Consider the following 16,907-nt stretch of genomic DNA (forward strand, 5'->3'; position numbering starts at 1 on the left):
AGTGATTAGAGCGTGCAGGTCACCTTGCGCAGGTGCCTCGGTTGATCCGGATCGATACCGCGAGCCTCGGCCAGGCGGGCCACCATCGGATAGAAGCTCTGGATCACCGACACCGGTTCCAGCGCCTCGTGACCCGCCGAGGTCAACGTCAGATGGCGCTTGGCCACACGGTCGTCGGCGGCCAGCAGCACCTTGGCACCCACGCTCTCGAGCCACTCGGCCAGCTCCAGCAAGCCCTGCTGTTCGGCGCCGGGGGGGGCGAACACCAGTACCGGGTAGCCAGGCTCGATCAGCGCCATGGGGCCGTGCTTGACCTCGGCGCCACTGAAGGGCTCTGCCTGAATGGCGCAGGTTTCCTTGAACTTGAGCGCCGCCTCCTGGGCGATGCCAAGCCCGGTACCGCGGCCGATGACCATCAGCCGATCGGCGTCCTTGAGCGCTTCTACTGCCGGGCTCCAGTCCTGGGCGGCGGCATCGGTGAGGCGGTCGGGCAGCTCATTGAGCGCCCCCAGCAGCATGGCGCTCTCGTTCCAGTGGGCCATCAGCTGGGCACCGGCGGACAGGGTCGCCAGGAAGCTCTTGGTGGCCGCCACACTCTTCTCTTCACCGGCAAACAGCGGCACTTCCAGATCGCTCGCCCGGCCCAGTGGTGACTCCGGCGTATTGACCAGCGCGATGGTGGTGGCGCCACCCTGCTTCAGCGCCTCCTGGCTCGCCACCAGGTCGGGACTCTGGCCCGACTGGGAGATGGCGATGGACAGCTGGCCGGCCAATCGCCAGTGCGTACGCGACAGGGTCGACAGTGACGGCGGCAGCGAAGCCACCGGAATGCCGCGATTCTGCATGCACAGGTAGGCGAGATAGCTGGCGGCGTGATCAGAGCTGCCCCTGGCCACGGTGACGGCGCCTGTCGGCGGCTCGGCACGCAGGCGATCACCCAGTTCCCGCAGCACTGTCTGGTTACGCGTCAACTGACCGCGCAGGCGTTCCGGCGCGTTCAGCGCCTCTTCAAGCATGAGTGACATGGGATTCTCCAGAGACAAGACGACCGTCCAGATGGACAGAGGTAAGGGTGAGTTCGGGGTCGAGGGTCACGATATCGGCGCGGGCCCCGGCCTCCAGGCGGCCGATGTCACGGCGCCCGAGGAAGTCCGCGGGAAAGCGCGACAGCCGATCCGAGGCCTCGGCCAGACTGAGCCCGACACTGACGAAGTTGCGCAGCGCCTGGTCCATGGTCAGGGTGCTGCCGGCCAGGGTGCCGTCGGCCAGACGCACGCCGCCCAGGCACTTGGTCACCTTCTGCTCGCCAAGGCGGTAGTCACCGTCGGGCATGCCAGCCGCCGCGGTGGAATCGGTCACCGCATAGAGCCGCGGAATGCAGCGCAGCGCGGTGAGAATGGCGCCGGGATGTACATGCAGCAGATCGGGAATGATCTCGGCGTACTCGGCGTGGGCCAGCGCCGCCCCGACCATGCCCGGCTTGCGGTGGTGCAGCGCGGTCATGGCGTTGAACAGGTGGGTAAAGCCGCAGGCGCCGTGGGACAGCGCCTCGACACCTTCTTCGTAGCTACCCAGGGTATGGCCCAGCTGGACGCGCACGCCCTTGTCGGTGAGGTGACGGATCACCTCGCCATGCCCGCTGATTTCCGGTGCCAGGGTGATCAGCAGGATGGGCGCCAACGCCATCAGTTCATCCATTTCGGCGACGCTGGCGACCTGGGCGTGGGCCGGCTGGGCGCCGAGCTTGCCAGAATTGATGAAGGGCCCTTCGAGGTGTACGCCTAGCACCCGGGAAGCCGCGGGGTCCGGGGCTTCCATATAGCCTGAGATCTCGCCCAGCACCGCACGCACCTCTTCCGGGCGCGCGGTCATGGTGGTCGCCAGCAGGCTGGTGGTGCCAAACCGCAGGTGAGTGCGGGCGAGCGTCGAAACGGCCTCGCGCCCCTCCATGGCGTCGGCTCCGCCACCACCATGTACGTGCAGGTCGACGAAGCCGGGGATCAGCCGAGGGGCATCATTGGTAGAGGGGTCCACGGGGGAGCCCTTGATGGCGGCGATCCGGCACTGTTCCAGCCGAATCTCACCCAGGCGCCAGCCCTCAGGGGTCAGCACGTTGCCGGCAAGGCGGGTGGGAGCGGTACTCATGGCGGTCTCCTAGCGGGCGAGTTCGACGGTGAAGTCGTAGTAGTCGGTACGGCAGTAGGTGATGGTCAGCTCCGCCGGGGTGTCGTCGGCCAGGTAGCCCAGCCGCGTCACCTTGAGCAGAGCCTGGCCTTCGGCCACCTGGGCAAGCCCGGCGAGTTCGGCGTCGGCATTGACCGCGGTGACCTGCTGACGGGCACGCACGATGGGGCGACCAGCCTGCTCGAGCCATTGATACAGCGAGACGTCGACCGCCATGGGGTCCGGCAGCACCGTGACCGGCAGGCAGCTCTCCTCCACCGCCATCACCACGTCATCGGCCAGACGCAGACGCTTGAGTCGCGACACCTGGGCATTGCTCGACAATCCCAGGCGTAGATTCTCCTCGGAGCTCGGCTGGCAGCGCTCGCGCCTCAGCCACTCGGAGCGCGGCGAAAACCCCCGCTGGATCAGCATGTCGCTGAAACTCGCCAGTCGGGTCAGCGGTTGATCCATGCTGGGGCGAATAAAAGTGCCGGAGCCGCGGTCGCGTCGGATCAGGCCGCTTTCCTCCAGCTGGTCGAGGGCCTTGCGCGCCGTGATGCGTGACACCGCCAACGCCTCGGCCAGGTTGCGTTCCGACGGCAGCGCCTCTCCGGCGCGCCAGCTGCCACTGCGAATGGCCGCCTCCAGGCCGTTGGCCAGCTGGCGGTACAGTGGCGTGGCAAGCGAGGCGTCGAGGTGCAGGTGCTCGAATCGTGAATCCATGGCGGCGTGGTCCCTGGGAGCTTGGTGATAACCACTATAGCTCCACATAGAGACCAATTGAATACCAATCCAATACCACATTGGTCGAACCCTGACTGTGCATTTCACGGCGCCCCGCACGCCCCCTCAACTCCTCTACCGAGGTATTCCCACGGGAGCGAAAGGAGGCGTGGCAAGGATGCCGCACAGGAAGCGGTGAAATTTTGCCGGATACCGTTTCCAACCCCTTGATTTGTGGCCTCGGGCTCCACGGGGTTTGGCCGGGGCTGCAACAATCCGTATAGTGGCCCCCTTATTCCCGCCACTCGATCGTGACCATGCTGCAGAACAACGCCTTGCTGGCTCAGCTCAAGCAACAGATCCGCGATAACACCCCCCGCGTCACGGGTGTCATCAAAGCCACCGAAAAGGGCTTCGGCTTCCTCGAGTGCGAGGACGGTGCGTCCTATTTCGTGCCGCCCCCCGCCATGAAGAAGGTGCTGCACGGCGACCGCGTCGAGGCAGTGCTGCACGAGGAAGGCGAGCGCAAGTCGGTGGAACCCGACACCCTGATCGAGAGCAACATGCAGCGCTTCGTTGCCCGGGTGCAGAAGCGTGATGGACGCCTGGCGGTGGTGCCTGATCACCCATCGATCAAGACCGCCATGAAGGCACGCATCAAGCGCAGCCTCGAGGAAGACGCCATCGGTGACGGCGACTGGGTAGTGGCACGTCTGGTGCGCCACCCGCTCAAGCCCGACGATCGCGCCTTCTTTACCCAGATCGACGAGCTGGTGGCCAAGACCGATGATCCCGCAGTGCCCTGGCGCGTTACCCTGGCCCGCCACGCCCTCGAGCAGGAATGCCCCGACGCCGGCAACGACTGGCCGCTGCGCGACGAAGGCCTGGAGCGAGAGGACCTGACCGCCGAGCCCTTCTTCACCATCGATGGCGAGAAGACCCGGGACATGGACGACGCCTTGCGCGTCGAGGTCCGCGAGGACGGCGGCTGGCGCCTGTCGGTGGCCATCGCCGACCCCACCGCCTACGTCGAGGAAGGCCACGCCGCCGACCTCGAGGCCCGCACCCGCGCCTTCACCGTCTACCTGCCGGGCCAGAACGTCACCATGCTGCCCGAGCAGCTGGCCGACGATCTGTGCTCGCTGCACGAGGGCCAGGAGCGCCCGGTGCTGGCCTGTCGCCTGGACGTCAACGCCGATGGCAGCCTCGGTGACTATCAGTTCTTCGCGGCCACCGCGCGTTCACAGGCTCGCCTGGTCTACGACAACGTCTCTGACTGGCTCGAGGGCCAGGGCGACTGGGCACCCGACGACACCATCGGTGAACAGCTCAAGGCCCTCCGCGATCTGACCGAGGCACGCACCGCCTGGCGTCAGGAGCACGCCCTGGTGTTCAAGGACCGTCCCGACTATGTCTTCGACCTGGACGAGGCCGGCAACGTGCTGGCGATCCGCACCGAAGAGCGGCGCATCGCCAACCGCATGATCGAAGAGTCGATGATCGCCGCCAATGCCTGCTGTGCGGCGTTGCTGGCCGACAAGGTCGGTCACGGCATCTTCAACGTCCATCGTGCCTTCGAGGACGACAAGGCCGAGGCCGCCCAGAGCTTCCTGGCGACACAGGACATCGCCGTCGAGCGTGAGGCGCTGACCGACCTGTCGCGCTACAAGGAACTCAAGCGTGCGCTGGAAAGCCGCGACGATGCCTGGCTCGACGCCCGCCTGCGCAAGTTCCAGGGCTTTACCGCCATGTCCGCCCAGCCGGGCCCGCACTTTGGCCTGGGACTGGCCGCCTACGCCACCTGGACCTCGCCGATCCGCAAGTACGGCGACATGGTCAACCACCGCCTGATCAAGCGTGTGCTCAAGGGCGAGCAGGCGCCGAAGGAGGCCAGCGTCGAGTTGACAGAGCAGCTCACCGAGCGTCGTCGCCTCAACCGCCTGGCCGAGCGCGACGTCAAGGACTGGCTCTACGTGCGCTACCTGACCCCGGCGGCCAAGCAGCAGGACGTGTTCGATGCCGAGATCATCGCCATCAACCGCGGCGGCATGCGGGTGCGCCTGACCGCCAACGGCGCCACCGCCTTCGTGCCGGCACCGCTGATGCACGCAGATCGCGACAAGGTGGTGGTCGACGACAAGGAAGGCCGCATCCAGATCGAGGGCGAGGAGCGCTTCAAGCTCGGCGACGCGGTACGCGTCGCCCTGACCGAAGCCAAGGAAGAGACTCGCTCACTGGTGGCCCAGCCCGCCGCCTGAGCGATCCTTCCTGCTCGGTCGCGGCGGTAACACCGCGATCGACCTGGAAGTACAGAAAACGGCGACCTTCGGGTCGCCGTTTTCTTAGATGGCTTCAATTGCTGCGGCCCAACGGCGGCAAGACCAGGCAAGACTGGCAAGGCTCCCGGTGTTTCACGCCATCATCCGCCTTCCCCACAGGCCTCAAGGATCTCCTTCGTCCAGGCCACCCTGCGGCTGGTCAGCATCGAGACAAAGTGCCCCAGCGAGAACAGCGCCAGCATCGGCGACATCAGCACCATGCGCCATTGGGAGTAACGAATATCATGGCCCCGCGCCTTGTCACGCTTCATCTCCCGCAGCGGGAACCAGCGCAGAAAGGACTCCTTCAGAGAGAGCCTGTCGGTGTGGTACCAGCCGGGCTCCGGCACTTCATCGGGCCCTTCTTCCATATAGCGGCGGATATACTCCCACCAGCCCAGGCACTCCTCGTGCTTCACTAACTCCCCCCCCACCGGAAAGCTGTCGTAGTAGCGGGTTCCGTCCGGCGTTGCCGCCATGATGTTCAGCACAAAGTAGCCGCCGTTGTCGAAGGGGGTGATGGTCGCCAGGATATCGTCCCAGTCATAGCTGCGTGGACCGCCCAGCTTGGGCGTATAGAACACATGCACCTGACGGGTTCGACGGTTAAAGCGAATCGCCGCATGGCGATAGGTAAAGCAGTCCCAGGCGGAGTGGGCGTTGCAGACTACGTAGGAAAGAAAAAAAATGAAAACAGAACAAAAAAATAGCGCCACACATCTCAGAACGCTTATACCATCAGTATAAAAATCCCAGGCAACCTCAAGAAAAAACAATACAGCAAAGGGAATCAACCCACCAAAAAGAAAACCAAACATTGCTGTGTACATGCCCCGCCGACAAAACTCATCGGCATTGACGGTTTCCAGAAAAACATCTTTCTTTGTGTAGATAAACTCGGCGTCATAGGGCTCATCGGTTGCTCGAGTCTTTAGGTCAAAGGGGATATCGTCGTCCACAGGAATATCCAGCGGCTCGGCAAACCAGTCGAGCCCCCGGTCGCGATACAACAGCTGGGTAAAGTACTCGTTGATCATCGCGGCCATCCTCTAGCGCGTCATATCGTCCAGCGCATCGAGCGCCGCCTGAAGATCCCGGTAACGAACGTCAGCATCTCCATTGCCAAAGACGCAGCGGGTCAGCCAGGTCTCGAGCTGGTTCTTCTCCAACGCCACGATCAACAGCGCCACCGCCAGGCCAATCCAACCCAGCCTGGCAGCCACCAACGACCAGCCAGAGCGACTGATGATCAAGGAACCCATCGCCGCTTCCGTTGCCGATATCTTGCCTACCTGTTGAGCCACAGCAGCCAGCGCGGAGGCTCCAGAGCCCAAAAAGACAAGTGAGGAAGATGCGTACAACGCAAATAGAACCAAGTCCCCGCTTTGATATGCCTTGACTGCCTTAACTGCATGCCATACGCCAAAAATCCAGGCCCCCAGCGCTGCGGAAATTCCTCCGCCCCAGGCCAGCCCTCTGTAAAGACGGCTCTCCGGCGCCGCCACCGGGTGGATCATCTGATTGGTCACCCCGACCAGACTACTGGCCAGATACAGCAGCCCACCGCCAAACATCCAGTTTCGCTCCGCCTGACTCCTGGCGGAGTTCTCGTCAAACACGGCTTCGCCCAGATACACCGAATTGATCAGCTCCAGGCTGGCGGCGAAGACGCCCAACCAGGAGCCGGGCGTCATTGCCGATGCGACGGCTATTCGCCGCATCTCGATCGACTGGGCAAGTTCCGCCTGGATGATCGGGCGCTGCAGCGGGTCCACGGAGGTGGGAACAAAGGCCCACAGACGTATCGGCACATCAGGAGGCCCTTCCGGCAAGGGTGGGAAGAAGTGGCGCAGGTCATGCCGAATATTGCGGAAGGCCAGTTCATCACGCCAGAGCACCTGGTCGTACATGGACAACAGCTGTCTGGGGGTGGCATCGAACACCATCAAGGACGTCTTGAACCCATAGCGCACCCAGCCAACCGCCTGCCACAGTCGTGCCAGCGAGTCGTTGGCGATATTGGTGTAGCTGACCAGCCCGAGCTTTTGCGCGATCTGACTGGCCATGGTGGCCAGCAGTTGCTCGGTCTGGGAGCGGTTGTCCATGTCAGCCCCCAGCACCCGCCTCAAGGGGCCCAGAATCTTGCTGCCCCAGAAGGCACTTTCGTAGACCAGATCCTTGACCATGTCGATGGCCGGGGCGTGATTGGCGAAGGTGGCACGCCACAGGTAGGAATCCACCTCGTCGATCGATCGTTCGATCAACTCGGCGACGGTTTCCTGCCCCGTCTCTGTCGTGGTCATGCCCACCGTCATGGCGGCCACTGCCACCTCATAGGCCGCCCCATTGTCCAGATCCTGGTCGTCGTAGCCCAGCATGGCGTCACGGACCAGATCGGACATCAACCAGTCACGGTGAATCTCGGCCAGCTTCACCACCGCTTGGCTGTCACGTTCAAGATGGGCGCTATAGCGCGACTCGAACTCCAGACGCCGCTGCTCGTCGTAGCAGGCCTGATACTTTTCCCAGCTCTGCTCGATGGCACGACGCTGATAGGCTAGCGCGTTATCAGCCTGCTGAGCGCGCAGCAATTCGAGCTCGCGGCGCCCCCGCTCGACTCTTCGCCTGTCGATATCGCCCATCAGCGCCCAGCGCCTTGCCTTTTCTGATGCGTCCGTCAGCGCATCGAACTCCTGAGCGAGCCTCTGGTCACCAAATACCTCGGCTCGACGTGCCCGTTCAATATGTTTCTCAGCCTGGTGCTCGGCCTTGCTTTTCACCGCTTCTCGTATGCCCTCGATCAATTCCGACGTCACCTTCTTTTCCACCACATCCTTGCGGCGGGCATAGCGATCGAGGCGAGCCTTGGCCTGGTTACGAAAATGATTGACGGAGATGCACATACCGATAGGGTCAGCCACCGCTAGTACCGGGGTCCTGTCGATCCACTGAGGGGCGTCCTGGACCATCCAGTTCATCCGATCGCGAAGCTGGCGCACCGTCGACGGCAATCGCTCGCAGACGCCAACAAGAGGAAAACCATCGTTTTCCAGTAGTTCCTCGGGACAGGCGTCATTGAACTCCATGACATGCGTGCCGAGTTGCGTAGAGGGAATCACGCCAGCGGCCTCTCCCTTACCGAGCCAGGCAGCCACATCGAAAGGGCTAAGCAGGCGATCACGCAGACCGCTGTCGTTGCGCTCCAGCCGCCCCAGCATCGCCTGCGTGAAGGGATGGTCACTATAGCCAACGTGAACGATGCCAGCTTCCTGAGCCTTCGGTAGAGAAATCAGGCGCGCCGAGAGGTTATTCTCGGGAATATTGCAAGGCGCGTCGATGTGCGAGTCCCCGTAGGCCGCCTCTCTCGGCCCGCGCCCATAGGGGTCAAATTCTTCGAAACGGGAGTCGTGAGTGATGCGCCAGGCTTGCCAGCGCTGGCGCTTCTCGTCGAACAGGTAGAGATAGCCCTCGCGCATCAGGCGCAGGACATAGCGCGTCTCACGCGGGGCAGGAAAGTGGCGATTGGCGTGCACCGCCATCGACCTGGGAAGGTCTTGCGACCAGTCGCTGACGTGACGGTCCGATACCGCGTAGCGCACCGGCAGGATGGGTAGTCCCACCCTGTCGCAGCAAGGGCAGCCCTGCTGCTTCGTTCTTGGCAGCGGGCTGTTGTCGTCCAGTGCCTCGAGCCAGTCGGCAATCTCGCTGATCCTGACGTCCGCCATACTTCTCCCCCTTCCCTGAAGTCGCCTTCCCGCTCCATGTGCTGGTGGCGATGAAACGCGGCTTGGACCTTGCCGCCGCTGTTTCTCTCAGCATAAGGGGTCGCCACCTCCAACTTCTGTACGAGAACACCTAACCACTACTCCGGTTCGACAAGCGCGCTTCCGGAGCGTATCGAGATCAAGGCGCCAGCGACGGAAGGCACATCCGATGCAGGGGTCAGTCCACCTCGCTTACTTCTTGCCCAGCTCATGTCGAGGATGATGACGTACTGCCCACCCCTGTCGCTGAACTGACTTATTTCCCTCGTAGGCTCATGGCAATGACGCGCTCGCCATGGAGGCCCCTTTTGCATCTCGCCGACGTCACCATGTTTCACGCCCCCGCCAGCGGCGGCGTACGCACCTACCTTCAAGCCAAACACCGGGTGTTTTCACGCTTCCCGCAGTTGCGCACCAGTCTGCTGGTGCCGGGGGCCGAGCGAGACAGCCTCGGCGACCATCACCAGTTGCCTGCACTGCGCATCCCGCTGGGCCAGAGCTACCGCTTTCCGCTGCGCCGCCGGCCCTGGCGCGACGCCCTGGTGGAGCTATCGCCGGATCTGATCGAAGCCGGCGACCCCTACGTCACCGCCTGGGCGGCACTGGACGCCGGCCAGCGTCTCGGCGTGCCGGTGGTGGGCTTCTACCACTCGGACCTTCCTCGGTTGATGGGGGATCGCTTCGGGCCGATGGTGCAGCGACGGCTGGAGCGCTACGTGGTCGACCTTTACCGCCGCTTCGACAGCGTACTGGCGCCCTGCCAGGCGATGGCCGACCGTCTGACGTCCTGGGGCGTCAAACGGGTGCGGGTGCAGCCCCTTGGCGTCGATCTGGCGACCTTTCACCCGGACAGGCGCGATCCCGAGCTCAGGCGCAAGCTGGGGCTCGGCAACGACAGCCGTCTATTGGTGTTCGTCGGGCGCTACTCACGAGAGAAGAACATCGAGGTGTTGCTGGACACCGCCAGGCGCCTTGGGCCTCCCTACCACCTGCTGTTGATGGGCCCCGGCATGCCCACCGAGGTGCCCGCCAACGTCAGCGTCATCAATCGCTGCGTCGGCGTGCATGAGGTCGCCCGTGCGCTCGCCTCCAGTGATGCCCTGCTGCACGCGGGCACCCGCGAGACCTTCGGGCTGATCGCCCAGGAAGCCATGGCCAGCGGCATCCCGGTGATCGGCGCCAGGGCCGGTGCGCTGATCGAGAACGTGCCATTGGGCGGCGGCGTGCTATGTCAGCCACATTCGGCAGCCGCCATGGCCGAGGCCACCGAGGCGCTGTTCGCCAATGATCCGCAATCGGCCGGGCGCCACGCTCGGCGCTTCGTCGAGCGCCAGTTCGACTGGGACAAGGTGATGATTTCGCTGCTCAACCATTACGAAGCCGTCATCGATCCGGTCTGCCCGCGCGATCGGCGCCATGGCTAGGTTTGGGCCAACACCATCGCTGGACAGGCGCCTGCGTGCCCCTGCCGGGATGCGATCACGCCTGTGGTGGAAGGCCGCCCTGCTGATCCTGACCCTGGCCATCACCCTGCTGCTGCCGTGGTGGCTGGGGGGCGCCGGCACCTTCACTGCGGTTATCGCCTTCCCGCTGCCCCTGCTGGCGCTGATGGTAGCCCTGGCGGTGATCTGCTGGAACCTCAACGCGGCGCGCCTGCGGCTGATGCTCGACGGACGAGCCGGCCGCCTCGGTCAGGGCGGTGCCCTGGCGATCGAGATGTCGTCGAAGTTCGCGCTATGTGCCACCCCGGCCGGGGGCGGAGGCGTCGCCACCCTGCTGTGGCTGCTGGCACGCCGGGGCTATCCGCCGGCCCAGGCCTCGGCCATCTTTCTGGTCGATCAGCTCGCCGACATGCTGTTCTTCAGCCTGATGCTGGGCGTACTGGTGTCGCTGTCGATGAGCGGACTGGCCAGCTGGCCTCACCAGACCCTGGTCGAGGCCTCCCTGGCGGCGCTGCTGCTGGCGCTTGTGGTGTTTGCGGTGGTGATCGTGTGGCTACCCTGGCTGCTGCGCCATGTCCCTCCCCCTCCCTTTGTCGGCTCGGGGCCCAGGCGCTGGATGACCCGACGCCTGCTGCGCTGTCGCCGGACCCTGGCGAGTACGCTTGCGCTGCCCAAGGGCGTGCTGATGGCGATCTTCGCGCTGTGCTGCCTGCACTGGCTTGCGCGCTATAGCCTCCTGTATCTGGCGGTGCTGGGGGTGGGCGGCGGCGCCGACTGGGCCTGGACCTTTCTGGTGCAGATGCTGGCCATGGCCGCCAGCCAGTTGAGCGTGCTGCCGGGCGGCGCCGGCGCCGCGGAGGTCAGCGTAGGCGCCCTGCTGCTGCCGCTGATGGCCCGAGAGCAGGCCGCGGCGGCGGTGATCGTCTGGCGCCTGGTCAGCTACCACCTCTATCTGGTGGCGGGCGCGCCGGTGTTCGTGGCACAGGTGGTCGGCTGGTGGCGCACGCGGGCCAATCAATCGTCGCCTCGTCCCTAACGCCTTCCGCGTACTTCCCCCTTCGACCCGCCCCTTCGTCGCATCTGGTGGAGTTCCAGCCACAAAAAAGGCCACCCGGAGGTGGCCTTTATTCTGACGCTTATTCTGACGGTAGGACCGCTTACCAGCCGGTCGCTTCCTTCAGGGCGTCGCCGATCTCGGCCAGGGAGCGCACGGTCTTGACGCCCGCGGCTTCCAGGGCGGCGAACTTCTCGTCCGCGGTGCCCTTGCCACCGGCGATGATGGCGCCGGCGTGGCCCATGCGCTTGCCGGGAGGAGCGGTGACACCGGCGATGTAGGACACCACCGGCTTGGAGACGTGCTCCTTGATGTAGGCAGCAGCCTCTTCCTCGGCGGTACCGCCGATCTCACCGATCATGACGATGGCCTCGGTCGCCGGGTCCTTCTCGAACATCTCGAGGATGTCGATGAAGTTGGAGCCCGGGATCGGGTCACCGCCGATGCCCACACAGGTGGACTGGCCGAAGCCGTGGTCGGTGGTCTGCTTGACCGCTTCGTAGGTCAGGGTGCCGGAACGCGACACGATACCGACCTTGCCCGGCTTGTGGATGTGACCCGGCATGATGCCGATCTTGGTCTCGCCCGGGGTGATGACACCGGGGCAGTTCGGACCGATCAGACGCACGCCCAGCTCATCGCACTTGACCTTGACGTCCAGCATGTCGAGGGTCGGGATGCCTTCTGTGATGCACACGATCAGCTTGATGCCGGCGTTGGCGGCTTCCAGGATGGAATCCTTGCAGAACGGGGCAGGCACGTAGATCACGCTGGCCTCGGCGCCGGTCTGCTCGACGGCTTCCTTGACGGTGTTGAACACCGGCAGGCCCAGGTGCTCCTGGCCGCCCTTGCCCGGGGTCACGCCGCCGACCATCTGGGTGCCGTACTCGATGGCCTGTTCGGAGTGGAAGGTCCCCTGTCCGCCAGTGAAGCCCTGGCAGATGACCTTGGTGTTCTTGTCGATCAGGATGCTCATTACTTGCCCTCCGCTGCCTTGACGACCTGCTGAGCCGCATCGGTGAGGCTCTTGGCAGCGATGATGTTCAGACCGCTGGAGGCCAGTTTCTCGGCACCCAGCTCGGCGTTGTTACCTTCCAGACGCACCACGACCGGCACATTGACGCCGACCTGCTCGACGGCACCGATGATGCCTTCGGCGATCATGTCGCAACGAACGATGCCGCCGAAGATGTTGACCAGCACGGCCTGCACGCTGTCGTCGGACAGGATGATCTTGAACGCCTCAGCCACGCGCTCCTTGGTGGCGCCGCCGCCGACGTCAAGGAAGTTGGCCGGCTGGCCACCGTGGAGCTTGATGATGTCCATGGTGCCCATGGCCAGGCCTGCGCCGTTGACCATGCAGCCGATGTTGCCTTCCAGGGCGACGTAGTTCAGGTCCCACTGGGCAGCGTTGGCTTCACGCTCGTCTTCCTGGGACGGATCACGCATTTCCTGCAGGTCCGGGTGACGGTACAGGGCGTTGCCGTCCAGGTTGATCTTGGCGTCGAGGCAGTGGAGGTTGCCTTCGTCGGTGATCACCAGCGGGTTGATCTCCAAAAGCGCCAGGTCCTTGTCGTGGAACATCTTGGACAGACCCAGGAAGATCTTGGTGAATTGCTTCACCTGCGCGCCTTCCAGGCCGAGGGCGAAGGCCAGCTCACGCGCCTGGTAGGGCTGAGCGCCGACCAGCGGGTCGATCTCGGCCTTGAGGATCTTCTCGGGCGTCTCTTCGGCGACCTTCTCGATCTCGACACCACCTTCGGTGGAGGCCATGAAGACCACACGCTGGGTGCCACGGTCGACCACCGCGCCAAGGTACAGCTCGTTGGCGATGTCGGTGCAGTTCTCGACCAGGATCTTGGCGACCGGCTGACCGTTCTCGTCGGTCTGGAAGGTCACCAGGTTCTTGCCCAGCCACTGCTCGGCGAAGGCCTTGGCCTCGTCCGGGCTCTTGATCAGCTTGACACCACCGGCCTTGCCGCGGCCACCGGCGTGGACCTGGGCCTTGACGACCCACATGTCGCCGCCGATCTTCTTGCAAGCCTCATAGGCTTCTTCGGGGGTGTCGCAGGCGAAGCCCTTGGAAACGGGCAGACCATAGTCGGCAAACAGCTGCTTGCCTTGATACTCGTGAAGGTTCATCGATTCATGCCATTGGTTGCATGTGACTCGAACGGCGACCCACCCTGCCCCGAGGGACGAAAGTCATCGGGTCGCCACCGACCGCCACCGATACATGGTCGGCGGCGATGCGCTCGCGGAAAACACCGGCAAGCCTGCCAAAACTGCACAGGCTTGCCTAGGATTACCGGGCGCTTGTTGTCTTGCTAGCGCTTCTTGCGGTTGGCCACGTGGATGGCGTGCCCTTCCACCGCCAGCGCTGCCTCGTGCACCGCCTCGGACAGGCTCGGGTGCGCGTAGCAGGTCAGCGCCAGATCTTCGGCGCTGGAGCCGAATTCCATGGCGATGACGCCCTGGGCGATCAGCTCACCGGCGTGCTGACCGACGATGTGCATCCCCAGGATGCGATCGGTCTCGGCGTCGGCGATGATCTTGGCCTGGCCTTCGGTGGCATTGTTGGCCATGGCACGGCCACTGGCGGCGAACGGGAAACTACCGGTCTTGACCTTGATACCGGCGGACTTGGCGTCCTGCTCGTTCATGCCGACCCAGGCCACCTCGGGGTGGGTGTAGATCACGCTGGGAATGGCGTCGTAGTTCATCTGCGCCTTGTGGCCTGCGATGATGTCGGCCACCATCACGCCCTCTTCGGATGCCTTGTGGGCCAGCATCGGGCCACGCACGCAGTCGCCGATGGCGTAGACGCCCGGCACGCTGGTGCGGCACTGGTCATCGACGTGGATGAAGCCGCGCTGATCCAGCTCGACGCCCAGGCCGTCGGCTACCACGCCCTTGGTGTAGGGACGACGGCCGACACAGACGATCAGCTTGTCGAAGGTCAGTTCCTTCTCGCCCTCGTTGTCCTCGTACTTGACGACGACTTCCTCACCCTTGACCTCGGAACCGGTCACGCGGGCGTTGAGCTTGATGTCCAGACCCTGCTTCTTGAGCAGCTTCTGGGTCTCCTTGGCGATGGCCGAGTCGACCATCGGCAGGAAGCTGTCCAGCGCCTCGAGCACGGTCACTTCGCTGCCGAGGCGGCTCCACACGCTGCCAAGCTCGAGGCCGATGACGCCGGCGCCGATGACGCCCAGACGCTTGGGCGTCTCCTGGAACTCGAGGGCGCCGGTGGAATCGACGATCAGACCCTCGGTCAGCGGGGTCGGCGGGATCTCCACCGGCACCGAGCCGGCGGCGATGACGATGTTGTCCGCCTCGACCGTGCTGGACTCGCCGTCCTTGTCGGTGACCTCGACCTTGTTCTTGGCCACGACCTTGCCGGTACCTTCGATGGCGGTGACGCCATTGGCCTTGAACAGCCCGGAGATGCCGCCGGTCAGCTGCTTAACGATCTTGTCCTTGCGCGCCATCATCTTGGACACGTCCATGCTGACGTCGCCGGCCTGGATGCCCATGTCGTCGAAGTCGTGCTGGGCCTCGACGTACTTGTGGGAGGCCTCGAGCAGTGCCTTGGACGGGATACAGCCCACGTTCAGGCAGGTACCGCCGTGTACCACCTTGCCTTCCTTGCCGATCCACTTCTCGACGCAGGCGGTCTTCAGACCCAGCTGAGCAGCACGGATGGCGGCCACGTAGCCACCCGGGCCCGCGCCAATGACGATCACATCATACTTGTCGGCCATGTTGGCTCCTGTTCGTTCTGTGTGCAGAGGCTCTGCAGTAAATCCCTGTCGCTGCCACGGTCAGGCTCAGATTTCCAGCAGCAGACGCGCCGGATCCTCGAGCAGCTCCTTGATGGTGACCAGGAACTGTACCGCATCCTTGCCATCGATCATGCGGTGGTCGTAGGACAGCGCCAGATACATCATCGGGCGAATCTCGACCTTGCCGTTGACCGCCATCGGACGCTCCTGGATCTTGTGCATGCCGAGGATCGCGGTCTGCGGCGGATTCAGGATCGGGGTCGACATCAGCGAGCCGAAGATGCCGCCGTTGGTGATGGTGAAGGTACCGCCCTGCATGTCCTCGATGCCCAGCTTGCCTTCGCGTCCGCGCTTGCCGAAGTCGACGATGCCCTTCTCGACGTCGGCGATCTTCATGCTGTCGGTATCGCGCAGCACCGGCACCACCAGGCCACGGTCGGTGGATACGGCCACGCCGATGTCCTGATAACCGTGGTAGACGATGTCGTCACCGTCGATGGAGGCGTTGACGTCAGGGAAGCGCTTGAGCGCCTCGGAAGCCGCCTTGACGAAGAAGCCCATGAAACCGAGCTTGACGTCGTGGGCCTTCAGGAAGGTGTCCTTGTACTGGGAGCGCAGCTCCATCACCGCACCCATGTCCACCTCATTGTAGGTGGTCAGCATGGCAGCGGTCTGCTGAGCCTGGACCAGACGCTTGGCGATGGTCTTGCGCAGACGGGTCATCGGCACGCGCTTCTCGGGACGCTCGCCTTCCACGGCCGGGGCTGCGGTGGCGCCGGAGCTGGCCTTCTTGGCCGGCGCGGACTTCTTGGCGCCGCCGTCCTTGACCGCCTTGAGCACGTCTTCCTTGAGCACGCGACCATCCTTGCCGGTGCCCTTGATGGCACTGACGTCGAGGTCGTGCTCGGCGATCAGCTTGCGCGCGGCAGGCGCCACGATCTTGTCACCGACCTGCTCGTCGCTGTCGCCATCGTCGGCGCTGGCCTTGGGCGCTTCCTGGTCGGCGGTATCGGCAGAGCCACCGCCTGCACCCACCTCGAACACCGCCAGCACGGCCTCGGACTCCACGGTGTCGCCTTCCTCGATCTTGATCTCGGCCAGGGCGCCATCTTCCGGTGCGACCACCTCGAGCACGACCTTGTCGGTCTCGATCTCGGCCAGCACTTCGTCACGCTTGACCGCTTCGCCGACCTTCTTGGTCCAGCTGGCGACGGTCCCTTCCTGCACCGACTCGGGGAAGCTCGGCGCCTTGACGTCGCGCTTCTCGCCGCCGCCCTTGGGCGCTTCGGCCGGCTTCTTCTCGGCCTTGTCGTCGGACGCTTCGGAAGCGTCTTCCTTGGCGTCGTCCTCGTCTTTCTCGGACGACTCCTCGGACGCCTCCTTGGACTCGCCGCCGCCTTCACCGATGCGGCCCAGGACCTGCTCGGACTCCACGGTGTCGCCTTCTTCCACCAGCACCTCTGACAGGGTGCCGGCTTCCACCGCCACCACCTCGAGCACGACCTTGTCGGTCTCGATCTCGACGATCAGTTCGTCACGCTCGACGCTGTCACCCGGCTTCTTGTGCCAGGTACCTACGGTGCCTTCGGCAACGGATTCCGGAAAGGATGGTGCCTTGATCTCGGTAGCCATGTCGTATCCTTAGTGTTCTCTCT

Annotated in this window: 12 protein-coding genes; 3 read left to right on the top strand and 9 right to left on the bottom strand. The window is 64.3% G+C overall.

What is annotated here, in order from left to right; translation table 11 throughout:
- Positions 1 to 5: 5 nt before the first annotated feature.
- Genes EBB56_RS09715 through EBB56_RS09725 form a run of 3 tightly spaced genes read right to left on the bottom strand, consistent with a single transcriptional unit; the run spans position 6 to position 2,889 of the window.
- Positions 6 to 1,025, bottom strand: coding sequence for an SIS domain-containing protein (locus EBB56_RS09715; protein WP_124804165.1), 1,020 nt, complete (start codon positions 1,023 to 1,025; stop codon positions 6 to 8).
- Positions 1,009 to 2,145 (bottom strand): N-acetylglucosamine-6-phosphate deacetylase, encoded by a 1,137-nt coding sequence (locus EBB56_RS09720; protein WP_124804167.1) that lies wholly within the window; start codon positions 2,143 to 2,145, stop codon positions 1,009 to 1,011. Before EBB56_RS09720 ends, EBB56_RS09715 begins: the two co-directional genes overlap by 17 nt.
- A gap of 9 nt (positions 2,146 to 2,154) precedes the next feature.
- Positions 2,155 to 2,889 (bottom strand): GntR family transcriptional regulator, encoded by a 735-nt coding sequence (locus tag EBB56_RS09725; protein WP_108133240.1) that lies wholly within the window; start codon positions 2,887 to 2,889, stop codon positions 2,155 to 2,157.
- Between the two features lie 317 nt (positions 2,890 to 3,206).
- Here EBB56_RS09725 and EBB56_RS09730 point away from each other — a divergent pair, with 317 nt between their 5' ends.
- Positions 3,207 to 5,147, top strand: a complete 1,941-nt coding sequence (locus EBB56_RS09730; RefSeq protein ID WP_108449052.1) for an exoribonuclease II — start codon at positions 3,207 to 3,209, stop codon at positions 5,145 to 5,147.
- Between the two features lie 161 nt (positions 5,148 to 5,308).
- Here the strand turns inward: EBB56_RS09730 and EBB56_RS09735 are convergent, their stop codons facing one another.
- Positions 5,309 to 6,244: a DUF6708 domain-containing protein gene (locus EBB56_RS09735; RefSeq protein WP_124804169.1), complete on the bottom strand. Its 936-nt coding sequence runs from the start codon at positions 6,242 to 6,244 to the stop codon at positions 5,309 to 5,311.
- A 12-nt stretch (positions 6,245 to 6,256) separates the two neighbouring features.
- Positions 6,257 to 8,932 carry a T6SS effector BTH_I2691 family protein gene (locus EBB56_RS09740; RefSeq protein ID WP_124804171.1) on the bottom strand — a complete coding sequence of 892 codons (2,676 nt, stop codon included), beginning with the start codon at positions 8,930 to 8,932 and terminating at the stop codon, positions 6,257 to 6,259.
- Positions 8,933 to 9,279: 347 nt separating this feature from the next.
- On the opposite strand from EBB56_RS09740, the gene EBB56_RS09745 reads away from it, so the two are divergent.
- Together EBB56_RS09745 and EBB56_RS09750 are read left to right on the top strand one after the other, a co-directional pair.
- Positions 9,280 to 10,395: a glycosyltransferase gene (locus EBB56_RS09745; protein WP_108133238.1), complete on the top strand. Its 1,116-nt coding sequence runs from the start codon at positions 9,280 to 9,282 to the stop codon at positions 10,393 to 10,395.
- The gene (locus EBB56_RS09750; protein WP_260425325.1) at positions 10,388 to 11,449 is read left to right on the top strand and encodes a lysylphosphatidylglycerol synthase transmembrane domain-containing protein; all 1,062 of its coding nucleotides are present in this window, start codon (positions 10,388 to 10,390) and stop codon (positions 11,447 to 11,449) included. The genes EBB56_RS09745 and EBB56_RS09750 overlap by 8 nt, the downstream gene beginning before the upstream one ends.
- A gap of 121 nt (positions 11,450 to 11,570) precedes the next feature.
- On the opposite strand, the gene sucD is transcribed toward EBB56_RS09750, so the two are convergent.
- The 4 genes from sucD to odhB all read right to left on the bottom strand — a co-directional run bounded on the left by sucD (position 11,571) and on the right by odhB (position 16,884).
- A complete protein-coding gene (sucD, locus tag EBB56_RS09755; protein ID WP_045992944.1) occupies positions 11,571 to 12,443 on the bottom strand; it encodes a succinate--CoA ligase subunit alpha in 873 nt (290 codons plus the stop codon).
- Positions 12,443 to 13,609, bottom strand: a complete 1,167-nt coding sequence (sucC, locus tag EBB56_RS09760; RefSeq protein ID WP_045992945.1) for an ADP-forming succinate--CoA ligase subunit beta — start codon at positions 13,607 to 13,609, stop codon at positions 12,443 to 12,445. Before sucC ends, sucD begins: the two co-directional genes overlap by 1 nt.
- A gap of 185 nt (positions 13,610 to 13,794) precedes the next feature.
- A complete protein-coding gene (gene lpdA, locus EBB56_RS09765; RefSeq protein ID WP_124804173.1) occupies positions 13,795 to 15,231 on the bottom strand; it encodes a dihydrolipoyl dehydrogenase in 1,437 nt (478 codons plus the stop codon).
- 66 nt (positions 15,232 to 15,297) lie between these two features.
- On the bottom strand, positions 15,298 to 16,884 hold the full coding sequence (gene odhB / locus EBB56_RS09770; protein ID WP_108449047.1) for a 2-oxoglutarate dehydrogenase complex dihydrolipoyllysine-residue succinyltransferase: 1,587 nt from the start codon (positions 16,882 to 16,884) through the stop codon (positions 15,298 to 15,300).
- Positions 16,885 to 16,907: the final 23 nt, after the last annotated feature.

The organism is Halomonas sp. YLB-10 (assembly GCF_003856855.1).
In the GTDB taxonomy this organism is placed as follows: domain Bacteria; phylum Pseudomonadota; class Gammaproteobacteria; order Pseudomonadales; family Halomonadaceae; genus Halomonas; species Halomonas litopenaei.

Bases quoted from the DNA above. Each gene is read 5' to 3' on its own strand.
- EBB56_RS09725 (WP_108133240.1), bottom strand. From the start codon at position 2,889: ATGGATTCACGATTCGAGCACCTGCACCTCGACGCCTCGCTTGCCACG.
- EBB56_RS09750 (WP_260425325.1), top strand. From the start codon at position 10,388: ATGGCTAGGTTTGGGCCAACACCATCGCTGGACAGGCGCCTGCGTGCC.
- sucD (WP_045992944.1), bottom strand. From the start codon at position 12,443: ATGAGCATCCTGATCGACAAGAACACCAAGGTCATCTGCCAGGGCTTC.
- EBB56_RS09715 (WP_124804165.1), bottom strand. From the start codon at position 1,025: ATGTCACTCATGCTTGAAGAGGCGCTGAACGCGCCGGAACGCCTGCGC.
- sucC (WP_045992945.1), bottom strand. From the start codon at position 13,609: ATGAACCTTCACGAGTATCAAGGCAAGCAGCTGTTTGCCGACTATGGT.
- EBB56_RS09740 (WP_124804171.1), bottom strand. From the start codon at position 8,932: ATGGCGGACGTCAGGATCAGCGAGATTGCCGACTGGCTCGAGGCACTG.
- EBB56_RS09730 (WP_108449052.1), top strand. From the start codon at position 3,207: ATGCTGCAGAACAACGCCTTGCTGGCTCAGCTCAAGCAACAGATCCGC.
- EBB56_RS09735 (WP_124804169.1), bottom strand. From the start codon at position 6,244: ATGATCAACGAGTACTTTACCCAGCTGTTGTATCGCGACCGGGGGCTC.
- odhB (WP_108449047.1), bottom strand. From the start codon at position 16,884: ATGGCTACCGAGATCAAGGCACCATCCTTTCCGGAATCCGTTGCCGAA.
- lpdA (WP_124804173.1), bottom strand. From the start codon at position 15,231: ATGGCCGACAAGTATGATGTGATCGTCATTGGCGCGGGCCCGGGTGGC.
- EBB56_RS09720 (WP_124804167.1), bottom strand. From the start codon at position 2,145: ATGAGTACCGCTCCCACCCGCCTTGCCGGCAACGTGCTGACCCCTGAG.